The 20,324-nt window shown below is 65.2% G+C and carries 16 protein-coding genes and 1 tRNA gene; 6 read left to right on the top strand and 11 right to left on the bottom strand.

Annotation, left to right across the window (positions count from 1 at the left end):
- Positions 1 to 4: 4 nt before the first annotated feature.
- The 5 genes from HNP98_RS14595 to HNP98_RS14575 form a co-directional block, all read right to left on the bottom strand.
- Positions 5 to 1,504, bottom strand: coding sequence for a phytoene desaturase family protein (locus HNP98_RS14595; protein ID WP_173810981.1), 1,500 nt, complete (start codon positions 1,502 to 1,504; stop codon positions 5 to 7).
- 180 nt (positions 1,505 to 1,684) lie between these two features.
- Positions 1,685 to 2,236, bottom strand: a complete 552-nt coding sequence (locus HNP98_RS14590) for an RNA polymerase sigma factor (RefSeq protein WP_173810863.1) — start codon at positions 2,234 to 2,236, stop codon at positions 1,685 to 1,687.
- A 260-nt stretch (positions 2,237 to 2,496) separates the two neighbouring features.
- Positions 2,497 to 3,003, bottom strand: coding sequence for a sterol desaturase family protein (locus tag HNP98_RS14585; protein ID WP_173810861.1), 507 nt, complete (start codon positions 3,001 to 3,003; stop codon positions 2,497 to 2,499).
- A 48-nt stretch (positions 3,004 to 3,051) separates the two neighbouring features.
- Complete coding sequence (locus HNP98_RS14580; RefSeq protein WP_173810859.1) at positions 3,052 to 3,858, bottom strand: enoyl-CoA hydratase/isomerase family protein; 807 nt, start codon at positions 3,856 to 3,858, stop codon at positions 3,052 to 3,054.
- Positions 3,859 to 4,046: 188 nt separating this feature from the next.
- Positions 4,047 to 6,317, bottom strand: a complete 2,271-nt coding sequence (locus HNP98_RS14575) for a ComEC/Rec2 family competence protein (RefSeq protein ID WP_173810857.1) — start codon at positions 6,315 to 6,317, stop codon at positions 4,047 to 4,049.
- Between the two features lie 132 nt (positions 6,318 to 6,449).
- Between HNP98_RS14575 and HNP98_RS14570 the strand changes: the two genes are divergently transcribed.
- Positions 6,450 to 7,385, top strand: coding sequence for a phytanoyl-CoA dioxygenase family protein (locus HNP98_RS14570; RefSeq protein ID WP_173810855.1), 936 nt, complete (start codon positions 6,450 to 6,452; stop codon positions 7,383 to 7,385).
- Positions 7,386 to 7,402: 17 nt separating this feature from the next.
- Here the strand turns inward: HNP98_RS14570 and HNP98_RS14565 are convergent, their stop codons facing one another.
- Together HNP98_RS14565 and HNP98_RS14560 are read right to left on the bottom strand one after the other, a co-directional pair.
- Entirely contained in the window at positions 7,403 to 7,840 is a 438-nt protein-coding gene (locus tag HNP98_RS14565; RefSeq protein ID WP_173810853.1) for a GNAT family N-acetyltransferase, read from the bottom strand.
- 97 nt (positions 7,841 to 7,937) lie between these two features.
- Positions 7,938 to 9,035 carry a PhoH family protein gene (locus tag HNP98_RS14560; RefSeq protein WP_173810851.1) on the bottom strand — a complete coding sequence of 366 codons (1,098 nt, stop codon included), beginning with the start codon at positions 9,033 to 9,035 and terminating at the stop codon, positions 7,938 to 7,940.
- A gap of 143 nt (positions 9,036 to 9,178) precedes the next feature.
- Here HNP98_RS14560 and HNP98_RS14555 point away from each other — a divergent pair, with 143 nt between their 5' ends.
- The gene (locus HNP98_RS14555; protein WP_173810849.1) at positions 9,179 to 9,949 is read left to right on the top strand and encodes an SAM hydrolase/SAM-dependent halogenase family protein; all 771 of its coding nucleotides are present in this window, start codon (positions 9,179 to 9,181) and stop codon (positions 9,947 to 9,949) included.
- 115 nt (positions 9,950 to 10,064) lie between these two features.
- Here the strand turns inward: HNP98_RS14555 and HNP98_RS14550 are convergent, their stop codons facing one another.
- A complete protein-coding gene (locus HNP98_RS14550) occupies positions 10,065 to 11,225 on the bottom strand; it encodes an alpha/beta hydrolase (RefSeq protein WP_173810848.1) in 1,161 nt (386 codons plus the stop codon).
- 131 nt (positions 11,226 to 11,356) lie between these two features.
- Between HNP98_RS14550 and HNP98_RS14545 the strand changes: the two genes are divergently transcribed.
- Positions 11,357 to 11,653 (top strand): putative quinol monooxygenase, encoded by a 297-nt coding sequence (locus HNP98_RS14545; protein WP_173810846.1) that lies wholly within the window; start codon positions 11,357 to 11,359, stop codon positions 11,651 to 11,653.
- 64 nt (positions 11,654 to 11,717) lie between these two features.
- On the opposite strand, the gene HNP98_RS14540 is transcribed toward HNP98_RS14545, so the two are convergent.
- The 3 genes from HNP98_RS14540 to HNP98_RS14530 form a co-directional block, all read right to left on the bottom strand.
- Positions 11,718 to 13,295 (bottom strand): efflux transporter outer membrane subunit, encoded by a 1,578-nt coding sequence (locus HNP98_RS14540; protein ID WP_173810844.1) that lies wholly within the window; start codon positions 13,293 to 13,295, stop codon positions 11,718 to 11,720.
- A gap of 46 nt (positions 13,296 to 13,341) precedes the next feature.
- The gene (locus HNP98_RS14535; RefSeq protein WP_173810842.1) at positions 13,342 to 16,566 is read right to left on the bottom strand and encodes an efflux RND transporter permease subunit; all 3,225 of its coding nucleotides are present in this window, start codon (positions 16,564 to 16,566) and stop codon (positions 13,342 to 13,344) included.
- A gap of 100 nt (positions 16,567 to 16,666) precedes the next feature.
- Complete coding sequence (locus HNP98_RS14530) at positions 16,667 to 17,911, bottom strand: efflux RND transporter periplasmic adaptor subunit (RefSeq protein ID WP_173810840.1); 1,245 nt, start codon at positions 17,909 to 17,911, stop codon at positions 16,667 to 16,669.
- A gap of 170 nt (positions 17,912 to 18,081) precedes the next feature.
- Between HNP98_RS14530 and HNP98_RS14525 the strand changes: the two genes are divergently transcribed.
- The 3 genes from HNP98_RS14525 to HNP98_RS14515 all read left to right on the top strand — a co-directional run bounded on the left by HNP98_RS14525 (position 18,082) and on the right by HNP98_RS14515 (position 20,252).
- Complete coding sequence (locus HNP98_RS14525; protein WP_173810839.1) at positions 18,082 to 18,633, top strand: iron-sulfur cluster co-chaperone HscB C-terminal domain-containing protein; 552 nt, start codon at positions 18,082 to 18,084, stop codon at positions 18,631 to 18,633.
- 38 nt (positions 18,634 to 18,671) lie between these two features.
- Positions 18,672 to 18,753 (top strand) — tRNA-Leu (locus tag HNP98_RS14520).
- 170 nt (positions 18,754 to 18,923) lie between these two features.
- On the top strand, positions 18,924 to 20,252 hold the full coding sequence (locus tag HNP98_RS14515; RefSeq protein WP_173810837.1) for a site-specific integrase: 1,329 nt from the start codon (positions 18,924 to 18,926) through the stop codon (positions 20,250 to 20,252).
- Positions 20,253 to 20,324: the final 72 nt, after the last annotated feature.

Genomic DNA, 20,324 nt, shown 5'->3' with positions numbered 1-20,324 from the left:
TTATTTAATTCTCTTTAAGTACCTCCCCCGCCACCACTTGGCCCGAAATAAGCGAAGGCGGCACGCCGGGCCCCGGCACGGTGAGCTGGCCCGTGAAATACAGGTTATTGACCTTTTTGCTTTTCAACGTGGGCTTGAGGATGGCGGTTTGCCGCAACGTGTTGGCCAGGCCGTAGGCGTTGCCCTTGTAGCTGTGGTAGTCGGCCTGGAAATCGCGGTGGGCGTAGCCGCGCTTGTACACCACCGCGTCGCGGATGGGGTGGCCGCAGTGGCGCTCCAGGCGGTCCATCAGCTGGTCGTAGTACCGCTCGCGGGTGGCCTCGGTGTCGGCCAGGCCGGGGGCCACGGGAATGAGCAGGAACAGGTTTTCCTGGCCCTCGGGGGCCACCGTGGGGTCGGTTTTGCTGGGCACCGAAGCGTAGAACAGCGGCCGGCTGGGCCACTGCGGCGCGGCGTAAATCTCGCGGGCGTGCTGGGTCAGGTCCTCGTCAAAAAACAGGTTGTGGTGGCGCAGCTTGTCGAGCTTCCGGTTCACACCTAAGTAAAACAGCAGCGACGAGGGGGCCATCGTGCGGCTGTCCCAATATTTTTCGTCGTAGTGCCGGTACGGCGGGGCCAGCACTTCCTGCTCGATGTGGTGGTAGTCGGCCCCCGCCACCACGGCATCGGCGGCGAAGAAGCCCTGGGCAGTGCGCACCCCGGTGCTGCGGCCCTGCTCCACCACGATTTCCATTACCTCTTGGTTGTAAAGAATTTCCACGCCCAGCTCCTGGGCCAGGCGCACCATGCCTTCCACAATTTTGTGCATGCCGCCCAGCGGGTACCAGGTGCCCAGGGCCAGGTCGGCGTAGTTCATCAGCGAGTACAGGGCCGGCGTATTCTCCGACACGGCCCCCAGGAACAGAATCGGGAACTCGACCAGCTCCAGCAGGCGCGGGTCTTTGAAGAAGCGGCGCACGTGCTTGTGCATGCTTTGCAGCACGTCCATGCGCAGCATGTCCACCAGCAGCCGCGGGTCGGCAAACTCCAGCACCGAGCGGCTGGGCGCGTACACGAGCCGGTTGATGCCCACCTCGTACTTGTAGGCCGCCTGCTTCAGGAATTCGTCGAGCCGGGCCGCGCTGCCGGGCTCGTAGCGCTCGAACAGGGCCCGCAGCTCGCTCATCTTCGCCGGGATGTCCACGGCTTCGGGGCCCTTAAAAATGACCTGGTACGAAGGGTCGAGGCGGACCAGCTCGTAGTAGTCGGACACTTTTTTGCCGAAGCGGGCGAAGTATTTCTCGAACACGTCGGGCATCCAGTACCAGCTCGGGCCCATGTCGAAGGTGAAGCCCTGGGCCCGGAACACGCGGGCGCGCCCCCCGGGGCCCTCATTTTTTTCGAGCAGCGTGACGCGCCAGCCGGCCTGGGCCAGCGTGCTGGCCGCGGCCAGGCCGGCAAAGCCGGCCCCGATGACGACGGCCTGTTTCGGTGAGCCTGCGGGCGGTACGGGGGCCGCACCAATGGCAGCGTTAACGGCGATAGTGACAGCGGATGCGGCAGTGGTGGCAGCGGACACAGAATGAGGTGCGAAGACAAACGTGGTGGGAAGAACGCAAAGAATTTTAACAGAAACCGCCGGCCCCGGCGCTGCTTGTGCAACGCCCGGGCCGGCGGATAGTTTTAAAGCCAGCTTGTTTGGTACCTAATCTTCCATGGCGTCGCTCACATCGGCAGCGCTGGCCCCCACCGGGGCGTACACCTGCAAGGCAGCTTTGAGCTCTTTGCGGGCGATGTGGATGCGGTTTTTGACGGTGCCAATGGGAATTTGCAGCTTCTCCGCAATTTCCAGGTACTTGTAGCCGATGTAGTACATCATAAACGGCGTGCGGTAATCGGTGCCCAGGCCGGCGATGGCCTCGTTGATGTCGCGCACCACAAAGTCAGACGTGGCCCCGTTGTGGGTGATGTAGTTCTGGTCGGTGTTGAAATACTGGAAATACTCCGTCGAATCAATATTGGAGCTGCGCTTGGTAATCTTGTTGTAGTTGTTGATGAAGGTGTTGCGCATGATGGTGTACAACCACGCCTTCAAATTAGTACCCGCCTTGAATTTATCTTTGTTCAAGAGGGCTTTGAGCAGGGTTTCCTGCACAAGGTCCTTGGCGTCGTCGGCGTCGCGGGTCAGGTTGAGGGCCGCGGGCCGCAGGGTAAGGGATATTTTCTGCACTTGCGAAGTGAATTCAAGCGAAGTCATAAAGTCTTGTTTTCGTGACAGAATAAACAACCAATGACCCAACCCAGAATTCTTGCGAAAAACGACGGCCGGCGGCTTCGCTTTCCAGTTGTTCTGAATGGTGCTGCAAGGTACGGCTCACAAGCGGGCAACGGCTTGGTTCAGGACCCACTATATGTTAACTTTTTGCAATTTAACCATAAGCAGTGCTTATAGCAGTCCGGCAAAAGTTATTAAATGTCTGTACATCAATGGTGGTGCGCCGCGCTAACGCTGGCAGCTTAGGCCCGGGGCAGCTGGGCGGAGGTGCTGGCAGTCGGGCGGCGCAGCCGGGTTTGCTCGCGGGCCAGGCGCAGGTACTTGGGCGATACCCACAGCAGGCCAAACTCCACGGAGCCGTCGCGGCCGGTGGTTTTGTGGTGCATCTTGTGGGCCATGTTGAGGGCCCGTAAATAGGGGTTTTGTGATTTTTTCCAGAACCGCAGCCGGCCGTGAATCAGCACGTCGTGCACGAAAAAATATACCGTGCCGTAGGCGGCGATGCCCACCCCCACCCAAAACCACCAGCGGCCGCCGTTGGCCCCGGTGATGAAAAGCGCCGCGGACAAGGACCCGTAAATCACGAAAAACAAGTCGTTGCGCTCCACCGGGTGCGGGTGCCGCACGTGGTGCGAGCGGTGCAGCACCCACAGCGGCCCGTGCTGCACAAACTTGTGCATGAACCACGCCCACAGCTCCATGAAGGCGAACGTGGCGAGGGTGACGGCGGCGGCAGGCAAAAAAGACATGGAAAGCTAACCGGCAAACGCCGCGGTTGGTTTTAGGCGGGCCAGGGCCTACCAGCTGATTTTTTCCTTGCTGAGAAAAGCCCCGATGCCGCGGCGGCAGTCGTCGGAGCCGCGCAGCTCGGCGTTGCGCTGGGCGGCAAAGCGCAGGGCCTCTTCGAGGGCCATTTCGGGCAGGGCGGCCAGCATTTCCTTGGTTACCTCCATGCTCTGGCCCGAGTTTTCGCGGCACATGCGCTGGGCGTAGGCCCGCACGGTGTCGGCCAGGGCCTCGGCCGGGGCCAGAAACGTGACGAGGCCCAGGTCGAGGGCCGTTTGGGCCGATACCACGTCGCCGCTGAGCAGCAGCTGCTTGGTGCGGGCCTCGCCGATTTTGCGCAGCAAAAACACGCTCACAATGGCCGGCAGGAAACCGATTTTGACTTCGGTGTAGCCGAACTTGGCTTCGGGCACGGCAAAGGTGATGTCGCAGATGGCGGCCAGGCCGCAGCCGCCGGCGATGGCGTGGCCCTGCACCTGCCCGATGACGACTTTTTTGAGCGTGTAAATCTGGTGGAACAGCTGCATGAGGTGCGTGCTGTCCTCCAGGTTGTCGGTGTAGCCGAAGCCTTGCAGCTCCTGGATGTAGGCCAGGTCGGCCCCGGCGCAGAACACGTCGCCCGCCGCCCGCAGCACCACCACTTTGCAGTTATCGTCGGCCTCGGCGTGGTCAAAAGTTCGCTTTAGCTCCGTTACCACGTCGGCGTTCAGCGCGTTGCGCTTGTCGGGGCGGTTGAGGGTGATGTAGCCGATGCGCTCCTGGCAGTGGTAGGTGAGGTAGCGCAGGGCTTCGAGTTCGGGCGTAAGCAGGTTTTCCATGAGCGGGCGGAATGGCGTGGGGGCAGGCCGGCGGGGCACAGTAAAGACCAGTTCGGGGGCCGCGGGGTGGCATCCCGGTCGGTAATTAACGCAAAAACTTGGCGGTTGGTCGGCAACTTTCGCCGATGTCCGCATTTACCCGGCCCAACCGGCCCGGTTGCGGGCCCAAACTGCGGCGGGCCCGCGGCTCAGCGGCCCGGCGGGCGCCGCCGGAACGCGCCCTGGGCCGTCACGTCCCAGGGGCGCAGGCCCAGGGCCCGCAGCGCCGAATCGTGGCGGGCCACGTACCAGCTTTTGCACGACGAGTCGAACACGACCTGCACCTGCGGGCCGAACGCGGCGGCGAGGGCTTCGGGGGCCACGCGGGCGTTGCGGCGCAGCACCAGCACGTCGAGGGGCGTGGGGCGGGCGGCGGGGGCCAGCCGGCCGCTCACGAAGCCCAGGCGCAGGCCGTGCCAGCGGGCCAGCACCACGGGGCTGGTTTTCAGGTAAAACTTGGGGTTCGCGCTGTCGGCATCGGCGAGGCGGCGCACGGGCACGGCGGCCCCGCGCCAGCCCACGCGGCAGGCCGGGGCCCGCGCCCCGCGCTGGATGAGGCCGGGCAGCAGGCGGTAGGTGCGCTCGGTTTCGGAGAGCGGCAGCGAATCGGCGGCCACGAACTCGGCCGTGGCCCCCTGCCAGAAGCCCACCACCGAGCGGCGCGGGATGCTGTACACCACGAACTCCTCGAGCGGGGCCCCGGCGCGGGCCTCGGCCACGCGGCTGCCGGCCAGGGCCACCGCCAGGCCGGCCCCCGCGCCCAGCCAGCCCAGACGGCGGGTGTGCTGCCAGGCCAGCCACGCGCCCAACAAGCCAAACACCAGCACCGTTTGCCCGGCCGTGACGTGGATTTCGCGCACCAGGGCCCCCGGCAAGGCCCGCCCAATCCAGAAAATGTACTCGTTGAACAGCAAAATCATGCGCTCGAATACCCAGGCCACGGCCTGCGGCAGGTAGTCGAGGACGGGCGCGGCGGCGGGCAGCGCCAGCGCGGGCAGGGCCACCAGGCCTTTCAGTACCAGCAGCCCGAGGCCCACGTACACGGCCCCGCTGGAGATGGGCACGGCCACGAGGTTGGAAAGCAAAAAGCTGAGCGGGAACTGGTGGAAGTAGTAAAGCCCCAGCGGAAACGTGGCCACCTGCGCGGCCAGGCTGAGGGCCGTGGCCTGCCACACGGCGTCGGCGGCCCAGCCCGCGCCGCGCCAAGCGCGCTGCACAACCGGCGGCTGCCAGGGCCGCTGGCGGTTGGCAAAGTAGGCGTGGGCATCGAACCAGCGCCCGATGCGCGGCTGTAAGTACACGATGCTGAGCACGGCCAGAAAGGAGAGCTGGAAGCCCACGTCGGCCACCAGAAACGGGTCGTACACGAGCAGGCAAAACGCGGCCACGGCCAGCGTGTTGAAGATGCCGTCCTGCCGCTCCAGCGCCCGGCCCACGATGACGAAGGAGAACATTACCGCCGCCCGCAGCACCGACGGCGAGAGGCCCGTCAGAAAGGCGTAGGCCCAGATGACGGCCAGCCCCACCCCCACCGACCAGTACCGGAACCCGCGCGTGCGCCCGAAACTCACCCGCAAAAACCACGTCATGAACCCGAACAGCAGCCCCACCTGCAAGCCCGACACGGCCATGATGTGGGTGGTGCCGGTGGCGGCGTAGGCCTGCTTGGTTTCGGCGTCCACGTCGTCCTTGATGCCCAGCACCAGCGCCGAAGCCATGCTGTACTCGCGCTTCGGCTTAATGTAGTGCTTGAAAACCCCGTCGAGCTGCGCCGCGGCCCGCATGCTGATGGCTACCAGGTAGCTGGGCGGCCGCGTGGCCACCACCCGGTACTGGTCGGGGTGGATGAACTGCTGGTGGTACACCTGGTGGTAGGCCAGGTAGCGGCGGTAGTCGAACTCGCCGGGGTTGAGCGGGGCCTTGCTGGGGTCGGGGTGGCCGCGCACGAGCCACACCTCGCCGTAGCGCGGGGCGGGCACCCCGCCGGCCCGCGGCACCGACACCCGGATGCCGCCGGTGGCCGTGCGCCAGCGGCCGGCCACGCGCACGGCCCGCACCCGCAGCGTGGTGGCGTAGGTGGCGGGCCGGGCCACGGTGTAGTCGTCCACCACGGCCTCGTAAGCCTCGGTTTGGGCCGCCACGTGCGTGAGGTGGTCGGCCCGGCGGCTTTCGGTGGCGCGTTGGGCCAGCGCGGCCCCCAGCGCGGCCACGGCCAGCAGCGCCAGCAGCCCGGCCGCGTCGGTGGCCGCCGGGCCGGGGCGCCGCACGGCCAGCAGCAGCAGGGCCCCGGCGGCCCCGGCCAGGCCCAGGGCCCCGGGCCACGCCGGCGGCCAGCCGGCCCCCAGCACTAGGCAGGCCACAATGCCCAAAATCAGCGCCGGGGTGTAGCGTAGGAAGGGAAAGGTGGCCCAGGTAATCATGCGTGCGGGCCCCGGGGGTGGAGTAGCCCCGGGCCCGGCAAGGTAGCCGGTGGCGCCCGGAACGGCGGCCACCGGCTACCTTGCCGGGCCCGGGGCGGCTGTTATCTTGCCCAACAAACCCCGCGCCCACCCATGCTCTCCTTGTTTCGCCGCCTCAAGCTCAGCTACGCCGTTTACAACCTGTTTCAGCGCCGCCGGCTGGTGCACAACGTGCCGGTTTACAAGAAGCTGGGGCTGAACAAGCGCTATTTTTCGCCCGTCAGCAGCCGCGATTTTGCCCACTTGCCCCCGCCCGTCGTTGGCGCGGGCCCCGCGCTGGCCCAGCGGCTGGCGGCGTGCCCCGCCTTCGGGGCCGTGGGCGCGGCCGGGCAGGCCAGCCTGCTGCGCTTCGAGGCCGACGGCTTCGCGGTACTGCCCGGTTTTTTCAGCCCTGAAGCGGTGGACGGCATCAACGCCGACCTGGCGCAGCTCATTGACCGCCGGCAGATTGGCCTGCGCTACGGCAACAAATTCATGTTTGCCTTTCGCCAGTCGGCCCGCATCCGGCACGCGGGCGAGGCCTCGGGCCTGCGCGACCTGGTATCGGCCCTGCTGGGCCACGAGGCCCAGCTGTTTCAGAGCATCAACTTCCTGCGCGGCAGCGAGCAGCACACCCACTCCGACAGCATCCACATGAGCACGTACCCGCTCGGCGGGCTGGCCGCGGCCTGGGTGGCGCTCGAAGACATCACGCCCGACAACGGGCCCCTGCACTACTTCCCCGGCAGCCACGCGCTGCCCTACTACCTCAACGCCGATTACCAGAACGAGGGCACGGCCTGGCTCATCGGCGACAAGGACTACTCCGCTTACGAGCGGTTCATTGCGGGCCGCGTGGCCGCGCTGGGCCTGCAAAAAGAGGTTTTCCTGGCCCGCAAAGGCGACGTGTTCATCTGGCACGCCAACCTGCTGCACGGCGGCGAGCCGCACCGCGACAAAGCCCTGATGCGCCGCAGCATGGTGTTCCACTACTTCAGCCCGGCCCACGTGTGCTACCACGAAATTACCCAGCGCCCGGCCTTGCTGTAGCGGGGCGCGGCGGCCGGCTACCCGCCCAGCACCATCTTAAAGTGCTGAATGCCCGCTTCCTCGAACATCTCCCCTACTTTCTGGAAGCCGTGGCGCGCGTAGAACGGCACGGCCCGCAGCTGCGCGTTCAGGTACACGGTGGCGGCGGGCAGCTCGGCCCGCACGTCGGCCAGCACGGCGTGCAGCAGCGTGGCCCCGATTTCCTGGTTGCGAAACGCGGGCAGTACGGCGAAGCGCTCCAGCTTCACACCGCCCGCGGTTTCGCGCCAGCGGGCGGCCCCGGCGGGCGTGCCGTCGGGGGCCCGGGCGAGGTAGTGGCGGGCGTCGCGGCGGTCGTGCTCGTCGTTTTCGAGCGCGGCGGGCACGCCCTGTTCGGCCACAAACACGGTTTCGCGGATGGTAAAAGCGGCGTCGAGGTCGTGCAGGTCGGCAACGCGGAAGGCGGTAGCGGGCATGGGATGAGCCGTTTGCACGGCGGGCTAAAGCAAAAGGGCCCCGGCTTTCACGCCGGGGCCCCGCTAAAGTCCGAAATAATCGGCGGTTGAAGGCGGTTTACAGCGCCTGCTCGTGGTTCAGGGGCAGCTCGGGTTCGGCCGCGGGCAGGCCGGCTTCGGCCTGCTGCTCGCGCAGGCGGCGCTCGTGGCGCTCGTCGCGGCGCTGGCCGTTCTGGCCGCTTTGCTGGCCCTGGCGGATCATTTCCTCGGTGTCGTACTTGTCGTAGGCTTCCACAATTTCCTTCACCAGGCGGTGGCGCACCACGTCTTCGGAGGTCATCTCGACGTAGCCGATGCCCTGCACGTTTTTCAGGATGTCGAGCGCCTGCATCAGGCCCGATTTCTGGCGGGTGGGCAGGTCAATCTGGCTGCGGTCGCCGTTCACCATCACCTTGGCCGTGGGGCCCATGCGGGTCAGGAACATCTTAATCTGGCTCGGCGTGGTGTTCTGGGCCTCGTCGAGCAGCACGAAGGCGTTGTTGAGCGTGCGGCCGCGCATGTAGGCCAGGGGTGCGATTTCGATGATTTTGTTCTCCTGGTAAAACTTCAGCTTTTCGGCCGGAATCATGTCCTCCAAGGCGTCGTAAATCGGGCGCAGGTAGGGGTCTACTTTCTCCTTCATGTCGCCGGGCAGGAAGCCCAGGCTTTCGCCGGCCTCCACCACGGGGCGCGAGATGATGATTTTCTTCACCTCCTTGTTCTTCAGGGCCCGCACGGCCAGGGCCACCGAAATGTAGGTTTTGCCGGTGCCGGCGGGGCCCAGCGTGAAGGTCAGGTCGTGCCGCATCACGGTGTCCACCAGCTTTTGCTGGTTGGGCGTTTTGGCCTTGATGACGCCGCCCTTGGCCCCGAACAGAATCACGTCGGGCGAGGCGGCCAGCACCCGGCCCTCGGCTTCTTCGCTCGTGGCCGACAGGTACTGGGTCACGTCGCGGTCGGTGATGGAGCCGTACTGGTGGTAGTGCTCGATGAGCGAGGAGAGGATGTCGTTGATGCGGGCGATGACTTCCGTCCGGCCCTGGATTTTGATTTCGTTGCCGCGGCTGATGATTTTCGAGCCCGGAAACGCGGCCGCCAGCTGGCGGATGTTCTGGTTGTCGGTTCCGAGGAAATCAACCAGCGACATGTTTTCAAGGGTGATGACTTTTTCGACCAATCTTTTGGAGGTGAGGAAGTGAGGGGAAGACGGGCAAGCGGGGCCGTGCCGGGCGGCCGGTTCTCGGCGCAAACCGGCTACTTTTGCGCCGGCCCGAGTGGTTCAACAATACTACGAAAAACTACGGAACGCGGGCACGGTACATGGGTTTGATAACGCTGCTGACGGATTTTGGCTACCGCGACCATTACGTGGCCGCGCTCAGGGCCCGGCTGCTGCGCCTGGCCCCGGGCCTGCCCGTGGTCGACATCAGCCACGGCGTTGAACCCTACAACACCGCGCACGCCGTGCACGTTCTGCGGGCCGTGTTCCGCGACTTTCCGGGCGGCACGGTGCACGTCGTCGGCGTGAACGACCACGGCGCGGGCCCCGAGCCCACCTGGCACGCCGCCCGCTACGCCGAGCACTACTTCGTGGTGGCCGACAACGGCATCCTGGCCCTGCTCTGCGACGGCCCCCCCGACGAGTGGGTGGCGCTGCCGGCGGCCGCCACCGCCTCGCCCACCCGCGACGTGCTGCTGCCCGCCGCCGTGGCCCTGGCCCAAGGCGCGGTCCTGGCCAGCCTGGGGCCCCTGGTCACGGATTTGTACCTGCTCACCAACCGCCAGCTGCGGCTGCAAGACCACCGCATCACGGGCCACGTGGCGCACGTGGACCACTACGGCAACCTGATTACCAACATCTCGCGCGCGGCGGTAGAGGCCGTGGGCCACGGCCGGCCGTTCAGCGTGCATTTTGGCCGCGAGGTGGTGCGCGAGTTGCAGCCGCACTTCTCGGCCGCGCCGCCCGGCGAGGCCGTTTCGGTGTTCAACAGCCAGGGTTGCCTGTGCCTGGGCATCTGCCAGGGCAACGCCGCCGAACTGCTGGGCCTGCACTTCGACTCGCAGGTGGACGTGCGGTTTCCGGTGGAGTAGGCCCCGGCGCGGTTTGGCGACTGGGTTCAAGCCGTAAAAAAGAACGTCGTGCTCATCTGGCGTCCGCGCAGCCGAAGCACGACGTTTTAATGATACGCCAATAGAGCAATAAAGCCTACTTGCCAAACGCCTTTTTTAGGTCGTCGGCGGCCAGCTGCTCGGCTTCTTTGGCCTGGGGCACCACGGCCCCCATGCCGTAGAATTCGTGGGTCGTGCCCGGGTAGAGCTTGTAATCGACTTTCACGCCGGCTTTTTGCAGGTTGTCGGCCAGGGTTTTGCCTTCGCTCATCAGCGGGTCCAGCTCGGCCCCGATGATGGTGGTGGGCGGCAGGCCTTTCAGGTTGGCGTTCACCAGGTCGATGCGCGGGTCTTTGCCGTCGGCGGGGCTGCGCAGGTAGTTCTTGAAGAACCAGCCCATGGCGGCCTTGTTGAGGGGCACGTAGTCGGTGGCTTTCAGGTAGGACGGCGTGTTCTGGTCGTAGCCGGCGATGGGGTACACCAGCACCTGGTACTTGGGCAGGGCTACTTTCTTGTCGCGGGCCATCAGGCTGACGGCCCCGGCGAGGCCGCCGCCGGCGCTTTCGCCCACCACGGCCACGTTCTTGGGGTCGCCTTTGATGCTGGCAGCGTTCTTGAGCACCCACTGGTAGGCGGCGAAGCTGTCGTCGTGGGCCGTCGGGAACTTGTGCTCCGGGGCCTGGCGGTAGGCCACCGACACCACCACGGCCCCTACTTCTTCGGCCAGGGCCTGGGCGGAAGAGCTGTAGGTGTCCACGCCGGCAATGACCCAACCGCCGCCGTGGTAGTACACGATGACGGGGAAGGGCGCGGTGCCCGTTTTGGGCGTGTAGATGCGGGCCCGCACGCCGGGCACCAGGGTTTTGCCCACGGTGTCCACGTTCATGGGGGGCACGGGGATGCCGGCCGCTTTCATTTCCTTCATAGCCGCGTCGGCGGCGGTGGGCAGCTGGCGGGCCGCCTGGGGCGTGACGGACGTGAGCGGCGGCGACTTGAAGCTCATCAGCTGCTCAATCACGGCCTGCATTTCGGGGGCGATGGTGGGGCCCCAGGCGGGCTTGGGGCCGGTGGGCTTCACCGCGCCGGCTTTGGCGGTGGCGGTGCTGTCGGAGGCTTTGGTTTCCGAGCCGGGCACGACCACGGTGGTTTTACTGGCGTCGGTTTCGGCGGGCTTGCCGTTGCAGCCGCCCAGCAGCAGGCCAGCGGCCAGGGCCGCTAGCCAAAGCGACGCGGCGGAACGCGAATAAATGGTGTTCATGAAGGAAAAAATGAAATGCTATGATGAATTAGGGTGGCTTACGGTCCGGCAGAAACTTAGTTCAGCGCCGGGCTTTGGTGGGCGCGGGTTGCCACCGGGCCATCTTTGCCCCTCACCAACTGGTTTCCGCTATGCTGCTGCGCGTGGTTCGCATGACGTTTGACCCGGCCCGGGTGGCCGATTTCCGGGCCATTTTCCGGGCCACGGCCCCCCGCATCCGCCAGCAGCCCGGCTGCCGCCACCTGGAGCTGTGGCAGGACGCCGACCAGCCCCACATCTTCTGCACCTACAGCCACTGGGACGACGCGGCGGCCCTCGACGCCTACCGCCAATCGGCGCTGTTCGGCGAGGTGTGGCCGGCCACCAAGCGGCTGTTCGGGGCCCCGCCGTTTGCCTTCTCCTCACTCACCCGCCGTGACGAGGCGTGATTTCCGCCAATTCTTTAATGCCACGCAGTAGAATGGGGTGACACGCCGTTTTACAGCCAAAACATCAGCGCCAGCCGCCGCCCAGGGCCTGGTAGAGGTCGGTGGTGGCCTGGAGCTGCTGAAGGCGGTCGTTGATGCTGCTGAGTTGGGCGGCGAGCAGGCTCTGCTGCGAGGTCAGCACGTCGGTGTATGTGGCCGAGCTGTATTTTACTAGTTCCTGGGTAAAGTCCACGGCCCGTTGCAGCGAGGCGAGCTGGTTGGTGCGGATGGCCACCTTCTCGCCGGCCGTCTGGTAGGCAAACAGGGCGTTGGATACCTCCTGGCCGGCGTTCAGCAGCGTTTGCTGGTAGGTGAGCAGGTACTCGTCCTGGAAGCCCTGGGCGTTGCGCAGCCGGGCCCGGTTGAGGCCCTGGTTGAAGATGGGCTGCACCAGCCCGCCCACCAGCGTACCGAACAGGGCATTGGGCGAAAACAGGTCGCGGACGCTGGTGTTGGTGAGGCCGCCGTTGGCCGTGATGGTGAACGAGGGGTAGAAATAGGCCCGCGCCGCGTTGGTCTGCTCGAAGTAGGAGCGGTAGGCGGCCTCGGCCTCCTGCACGTCGGGGCGGTTGCGCAGCAGCTGGCCGGGCACGCCGGTTTGCAGCAGCGCCGGCTGGGTTTGAGCGGCCAGGGTGCTGCGCTCGATGGGCCCCGGGGCCCGGTTGAGCAGCAGGCTGATGGTGTTTTCGGTCTCGCGGATGTTGCGTTCCAGGTCGGGAATCGAGACCTGGGCCGCGTACAGGTTGGCCTCGCTCTGGGCCACGGCCGCGCCCGTCAGGATGGCGGCATCTTTCAGCAGCTTCGTGGTTTCCACGTCCTTGATGCGGTTCTGCACGGTCTGGCGCGTGATGGCCAGCTGCTCGTCGTAGGCCAGCAGCAGGTAGTAATCGTCGGCGATGTTGGCGATTAGCTGGGTTTGCACGGCGCGGCGGTAGGCCTCGCTTTGCAGGAGCGCGGCCACGTAGCTGCGCTTGTTGCTGCGCAGCTTGCCCCAGATGTCGGCCTCCCAACTCGAACTGAGCGTGAGCAGGTACTGCTGATTGAATTGACTGGTGACCACGGCGTTGGGGTCGTTGGTGCCGGTGCCCGTGGTGCCCGTACCGGTTCCGCCCGTTCCCGTACCGCCGGTGCCGGTACCAGTACCGCCGGTGCCAGTACCGCCGGTGCCAGTGCCCGTCCCGGTACCGGTCGTACCCGTTCCTGTCGTGCCGGTGCCCGTGATGGTGCCCACGCCGGTATTGTTGTTCGACCGGGACTCGGTGGCGCTGCCCCGCGCCGAGAGGCTGGGCAGGAACTGGGCCCGGCTCTGCGCCAGGTTGGCCTGGGCCCGCTGAATGCGCGTGACGGCGATGCGCAAATCCAGGTTCTGGCTCAGCCCTTCCTCCAGCAGCTTTTGCAGCGGCGCATCGGCAAACACCGCGCGCCAAGGCATCGTGGCGATGCTGGCGGTATCGGCAGTGCCCGCGCCCCGGTAGAGGTTGGGCGCGGCCGCGTTGGGGCCCTGGTAAGGGTGCAGCGCGGCGCACGCGCCCAGCAGCAGGGCCCCTAGCAGCGGGAACCAGTAGCGTACCTGCTTAGTTATTAACGGTTTTACTGATAGCATGATAACGGTTTCATAGGCAGTGTGCGAAGCTCGGTAGCGGAGAGTCCTACGCTGGCACGGGCTCCGGCTTGGCGGCGGGGGCACCGGGGGCCGCCGGGGCCCCGGGCGGGGCTTCGGCTTCCTCGCGCTGCATCTGCTCCAGCCGGTCCTTGGGGGCCCCGTTGATGCGCTCCTGCAAGCCCTCAAAAATCATGTAGAGCACCGGAATCACGAACACGCCCAGCAGGGTGCCGAACAGCATGCCGCCAATGGCCCCCGCCCCAATGGAGCGGTTGCCGTTGGCCCCCGCGCCGCTGGCAAACAGCAGCGGCATCAGCCCGAAAATGAAGGCGAACGAGGTCATCAGAATCGGCCGCAGGCGGGCCTTGGCGCCTTCCAGCGCGGCGTCGGCAATGCTAAGCCCTTTGAGGCGGCGCTCGGCGGCAAACTCCACGATGAGGATGGCGTTTTTGGAGAGCAGGCCGATGAGCATAATCACCGAAATCTGGAGGTAGATGTTGTTGTCGATGCCGAAGAGCTTGGCAAACACGAAGGTGCCGGTGAGGCCCACGGGCAGCGACAGCAGCACTGCAAACGGCAGCAAGTAGCTCTCGTACTGCGCACTAAGCAGCAAATACACAAACACCAGGCACAGCGCAAACACGTAAATGGATTGCGTGCCACTGCTCTGTTCCTCGCGGCTCAGCCCCGAGAATTCGTAGCTGTAGCCCGGCGGCAGGTGCTGGGCCGCGGCGGCCTGGATGGCCGTGATGGCCTGGCCCGTGCTGAAGCCCACGTTGGGCGAGCCCTGCACGGCCATCGAGTTGTAGAGGTTGAAGCGGGCCACGCTTTCGGGGCCGTACACACGCGTCAGGGTCACGAATTCGGTGATGGGCGCCATCACCCCGGAGCCGGTGCGCACCTGCACCTTGCCCAGCCCGGCAATGTTGGCCCGGTAGTTCGTATCGGCCTGAATGACAACGCGGTACTGCTTGCCAAAATCGTTGAAGTTGGAGGCGTACAGGCTGCCGTAGTAGCCCTGCATCACGGCCAGGATGCCGCTGACGGGCACGCCGGCCTCGGCGCACTTCACGGCGTTCACGCTCAGCAAGTACTGCGGAAACGTGGGGTTGAAGGATGTGGTGGCGTACTGGATTTCGGGCCGCTCGCCCAGGGCCGCCAGGAAGCCCTGGGCCACCTTGTAGAACTCGTCGGTGCTGTGGGCCCCGCGGTCTTGCAGCTGAAACTCGAAGCCGCCGTTCAGGCCGAAGCCCGAGATGGTGGGCAGCGAGGTAAATACCAGCTTGGCGTCGCGGATGTAGGCAGTTTTCTTCTTCAGCAGCGCAATCACGTCCTCGTTGGTCACGCCCGGGCGGTCGTCCCAGTTCTTGAGGGCGATGATTTCCTGGGCGTAGGAGCTGCCCTGGCCGGCGAGCGAGTTCTGGCCCACCGTGCGCAGGGCATTGGCCACGGCCGGGATGCTGCGCGAGAGGCTGTCCACCTCGTCGGCAATGACGGCGCTGCGCTCGAGCGAGGCGGCCGGCGGCAGGGTGATGTTGACGAAGAGCGTGCCCATGTCTTCGCGCGGCACGAAGCTCGACGGCGTGTTGGTCATCAGCAAGTACAGGCCCCCACCGAACAGGCCCACGAACACCAGCGCCAGCCACTTGCGCGCCGTGAGGAAGCCCACGCCAGCAGTGTACTTGCCCACCAACGCGTCGTAACCGGCATTAAAAGCCACGCCGAAGCGCTGCATGTACGTGCGCTTCTCCCCTTCCTTGGGCGCTTCGTTGTGCGTCGGCGGCTTAAGGAACAGCGCCGCCAGGGCCGGGCACAGGGTCAGGGCGTTCACGGCCGAGATGAGAATGGCCACCGCCAGCGTGATGCCGAACTGCTTGTAAAACACCCCCGTAGAGCCGCCGATGAACGTGACCGGCACGAACACCGCCGCCATCACGAGCGTGATGCTGACGATGGCCCCCGAGATTTCGCCCATGGCGTCGATGGCCGCTTTGCGCGAGGACGTGTAGCCGCTTTCGAGCTTGGCGTGCACGGCCTCCACCACCACAATGGCGTCGTCCACCACGATGCCGATGGCCAGCACCAACGCAAAGAGCGTCAGCAAGTTGATACTAAACCCGAAGACGTACAAAAAGAAAAACGTGCCCAAAATGGACACCGGCACTGATACGCCGTGGATGATGGTGGACCGAAAATCCTGGAGGAACAGGAAAATCACCAAAAACACCAGCGCGAAGCACTCCAGCAGTGTGTGGATCACCTTCTCGATGCTGGCGTCGAGAAACTTGTTGATGTCAACCAGCAGGATGTAGTGCACGCCGGCCGGGAAATCCTTGGCCGCCAGAGCCAGCGCCGCTTTAGCGTCTTTAATCACCTGCGAGGCGTTGGAGCCCGCTACTTGGTTCACCGACACGCTAACGGAGGGCTTGCCGTTCACCGTCACGCGGGTGTTGTAGGCCTGGGCCCCTAACTCCACGCGGGCCACGTCCTTAAGCCGCAGAATCTGGCCCTGGGCCTGGTCGCGCAGGATGATGTTGCCGAATGCCTCCGGCGACTGGAGCTTGCCGGTGTACTTGATGATGTACTGAAACGACTGGTCGCCGTTCTCACCGAACTTGCCGGGGGCCGCCTCCAGGCTCTGCTGGTTGAGGGCCGTGGACACGTCGGCGGGCGTGAGGCCGTAGTTGGCCATCACGTCGGGCTTCAGCCAGATGCGCATCGAGTAGGTGCGCTGGCCCGAGGCCGTGGCGTCGCCCACGCCATTCACCCGCTTGAGCTGCGGAATGATGTTGATTTCGGCGTAGTTCTGGAGGAAGGTTTGGTCGTAAGCCGGGTTGTCGCTGTAGATGGACGCCGTTATCAGGTTACTGGTCTGGCGCTTGCGCACCTGCACGCCGGCCTGGGTCACCTCCTGGGGCAGCACACTGGTGGCGCTGGCCACCCGGTTTTGCACGTTCACGGCGGCCTGGTCGCCATTGGTGCCCACCTTGAAGTACACCTGGATGGTGGCCCCGCCCTCGTTGGTGGCCGTGGAGGTCATGTACGTCATGCCCTCCACGCCGTTGATTTGCTCTTCGAGCGGCACAATCACGCTTTTCTGCACCACGTCGGCGCTGGCCCCGCTGTAGGAGGCCGACACCTGCACCGTGGGCGGCGAAATGTCGGGGTACTGGGCAATGGGCAGCGTGTACAGCCCCAGCAGCCCGAGCAGCACAATGAGCACGGAAATTACCGTGGACAAAACTGGCCGCTCAATGAATATTTTCAGCATCTATTTGTCTGCTAATATTTTATACTAAAGCAGGTCGTCATGTCTCGGCTGCGCTCGGCATGACGACCTTGGAATTTTACAGGACCCAACGGCCTGACAATTACTTATTCTCATTTCCCGCCTTGGCTAGCGAGGCGGCAAACACGCTGTCGGCCTGCACCGGACGGGGCTTAATCTGGCCGTTGTCCTTGAGGCCGCTCACGCCTTCGAGCACGATGGTCTGGCCTTTTTTCAGGCCCGAGCGCACCACGAAAAACTGGCCGTCGGGCGTGGGCTGCACCGTAACCTGGGTGTTGTGCACCTTGTTGCCGGGGCCCAGCACGTACACAAATTGCTTGCCTTGCAACTCATACGTCGCGCTTTGCGGCACCAGCAGCGCGTCCTTAATGGTGCGCGGGGCCCGGATGGTGCCGCTGCTGCCGTTGCGCAGCAACCCCTGCGGGTTGCTGAACGAAGCCCGGAAGCTGCTGGAGCCCGTTTGGGTATTGATCTGGCCGATGGCGGTTTCCACCCGGCCCGTTTGCTTGTAGAGGGTGCCGTCGGCTAGCAGCAACTGCACGTTGGGCCGCTGGGCCAGCTTTTCTTGCAGCGTATTGCCGGGGCTGTCGCGGGTGAAGTTGAGCAGGCTTTTTTCGTTCAGCGAGAAGTACGCGTAGACGTTGGCAATACCCGTGACGGTGGTGAGCGGGTCGGTGGAGGTAGTGCTGATGAGGCTGCCGATTTTGTTGGGAATGGTGCCCACCACGCCGTTCACCGGGCTCAAAATGCGCGTATAGCCTACGTTGGTGCGGGCGTTGGCCAGCGTGGCGCGGGCCTGGGCCAACGCTGCCTCCTGGCCTTGCAGCGTGAACTGCGCTTCCTGGAGCGCGTAGGGGCTGATGATGTCCTTGTTTACCAAAGGCCGGAGCTTTTCCACACCCATGCGGGCCGAATTCACGTTGGCCACGGCGGTTTGAATGCCCGCCTGGGCCGTGTTTACGGCCTCCTGGTACTGCGGCGCGTTGATACGGAACAGCGGCTGCCCCTTCTTCACGGGGGCCCCTTCGTCCACGTAAATGGCCTCCACGAAACCGTCCACCTTGGGCCGGATTTCCACGTTTTGCTGGCCCTGGATGGTGGCCGGAAAATCGTTGTAGAGCACCGTGGTGCGCGGCTGCACCTGCACCACGGCGTAGGGCAGGATTTTGGGCGGGCCCCCGTCTTTGCCGCCGGGGCCTTTGCCGCCCGCGCCGCCGTCGTCGGCAGCATCTTTTTTGCCGCCGCAAGCCACGGCCAGGCCCAGCAAGGGCACCCACACGGCGGCGCGGCGTGCCCAATGAACAAACGATAAAGTAGTAAGCACCATAAAGAGAAAGTATTCCGCCATTAACGAAAAAACCTCGCCGCTGGCTACCTCCCGGGGGCCGTTCTCGCCGGGCCCCGCCGTTGTGCCGCCGAACCGGGCAAAACCATCGGGCGGCTTTGGCGGTAAGCAGGAGCCCACTGCCCGGCCCCGCGCCGCCCTACCTTCGCCCCATGCCCGCCCCCACCCCTACCGACTACTTCGCTTTCTACGGCCTGCCCGAGTCGTTCCGGCCCGACGAGGCCGCCCTCAAGCGCCTCTACTACGCCAAAAGCCGCGAAACCCACCCCGACTTCCACGCCACTTCCAGCCCAGAGAATCAGGCCGAGATGCTGCGCCAGGCCACCCTCAACACCTACGCCTACCGCACCCTGGCCGACGCCGACCAGCGCATGGCTTACTTGTTGCGCCACCACGGCCTGCTGGTGGAGGGCCAGTCGGAAAAGCTGCCCCCCGACTTCCTGATGGACGTGATGGACCTCAACGAGCAGCTGATGGAGTTGGAGCTGGACCCCACCCCCGCCGCCGTAGCCCCCGTGGCCGCCGAAGCCCAGGCCCTGGCCGATGGCCTCGACGCCGGCATCGAGCCGGTACTAGCGGGCTACGAGCAGCTCCCCGCCGACCACCGCTCCGCCGCCCTGCACCAAGTGCTCACCTATTACCTGAAGAAGCGCTACCTGTTGCGCATCCAGCGGCAAGTGGCTACCTTTGCGGCCCGCTCCTGATACCGGCAGAGCGGAATTGTTCTAATCAAGCTCATCCTGCCCGGATGGCGGAACCGGTAGACGCGTTGGTCTCAAACACCAATATCGCAAGATGTGCCGGTTCGACTCCGGCTCCGGGTACGACACACTGCTACGGGAACCCCCGAAAAGCCGCCTCTCGCGTTGTAGAAGGCACTTTTCGGGGGTTCTTTCGTTTGGGCCACTACGCGACATATACCTACTTACTACGGGAAGTACGCCCCCAAACACGCCCCCAGTTACGCCCCCACTCACCCCCAATTTTTATTAGCATGACTATTCAATTTGAGCGGCGGGCAGACCGCCCCGATTCGGCCGGCCGGTGTGTCATTCACTTGCGGGCGTACTTCGACGGCCAGCGGTTGCGGCTGGCAACCTCAGAACGGTGCCTGGCCAACGAGTGGAACGAAGAGAAGGGCCGGTTCCGGAAATCATTTGCCGGGTACCAGGACGCCAACGATGTTTTGGATGCGCTGGACGGGAACGTGGTGAAAGCCTACCGAGAACTGCGCACGGCGGGAGTGGCGGTTACCCCTACCCTGTTGAAAGAGGCCTTGGCTCCAAAAGTGGCGGCGGCCGACCTGCCGCCGGCCCCGCTGCTCACGGACTTGTTCGGGGCGTACATCGAGGTGCTGCGGGCCCGGGGGTTCCGGTTTCATACTCTGAAAGGCTACAAGACGGCGCACAACACGTTGTTGGAGTTTGCGGCGACGCGGCCCAACCGGTTGACGACGGCCGCTTACGACGCCGAGATGCACGACGGGCTGTTGGGGCACCTGCGGGACGTGCGCGGGTCGGCCCAAAACACGGTGGCGGGCGTGGTCAAGCAGCTCAAGCCGTTTCTGGCGTGGGCCCGCGACGAGCGAGGGCAGGCGCTGGCCGTGGACCCGGCCAAGCTGCGGGTGGAGTGGGAGGACGTGGAAAAAGTGTGGCTGACGGCCGCCGAGCTGGGACGGCTGGAAACGGTCAAGTTGCCCGACAACCTGGGGCCCGTGCGGGACGCTTTTCTGTTTTGCTGCTACACGGGGCTGCGCTACTCGGACCTCTCGGCCCTGCACGCGGGCAACGTGAAGGAGTGGGACGGCGGGCGCATCCTGCGGCTGACGCAGACCAAGACGCGCACGGGGGTCAGCATCTACCTCACGCCGCCGGCCGGGGCCCTGCTCGACAAGTACGCCGGCACCCGGGAGCGGCTCTTGCCCTCGACGGCCAACCAGGTGATGAACCGCTACCTCAAGCGCATCTGCCGGCTGGCGGGCGTGGCCGACGCGGTGGAAGTGGTGGAAACGCTGGGCGGGCAAATTATGAAGCGGCCGGTGGCGAAGTGGGAGTTGGTGAGCATGCACACGGCCCGCCACACATTTGCCACGCAAAGCCTGCTGCGCGGCATGCCGGTGGAGGTGCTGCAAAAGGTGCTGGGCCACGCCAAGATTCAGACGACGATGATTTACGCCAAGGTGGTGGAAGACTTGCAGCACCAGACCATGCGCCGGATTTGGGAAGGCACCGGGGCCGGGGCCCCCGTTGGCGCGGGGGTGCGGGCCGAAGAAGTGTGCGCGGTGGTACCGGACGGCCCCGCGGCGCAAGGCCTAGCGGCGTAGGCGGGGCTTTGCTTGGGCGTTCTCGCATGTACACAACGGCCTGTGCGCTGGCCTGTGCGTGTTAAAAGCATT

The sequence above is a fragment of the Hymenobacter caeli genome (genome assembly GCF_013294115.1).
GTDB lineage: Bacteria > Bacteroidota > Bacteroidia > Cytophagales > Hymenobacteraceae > Hymenobacter > Hymenobacter caeli.
Note: the sequence above shows the minus strand (reverse complement) of the source record. Positions and strands in the feature narration are given on the sequence as shown.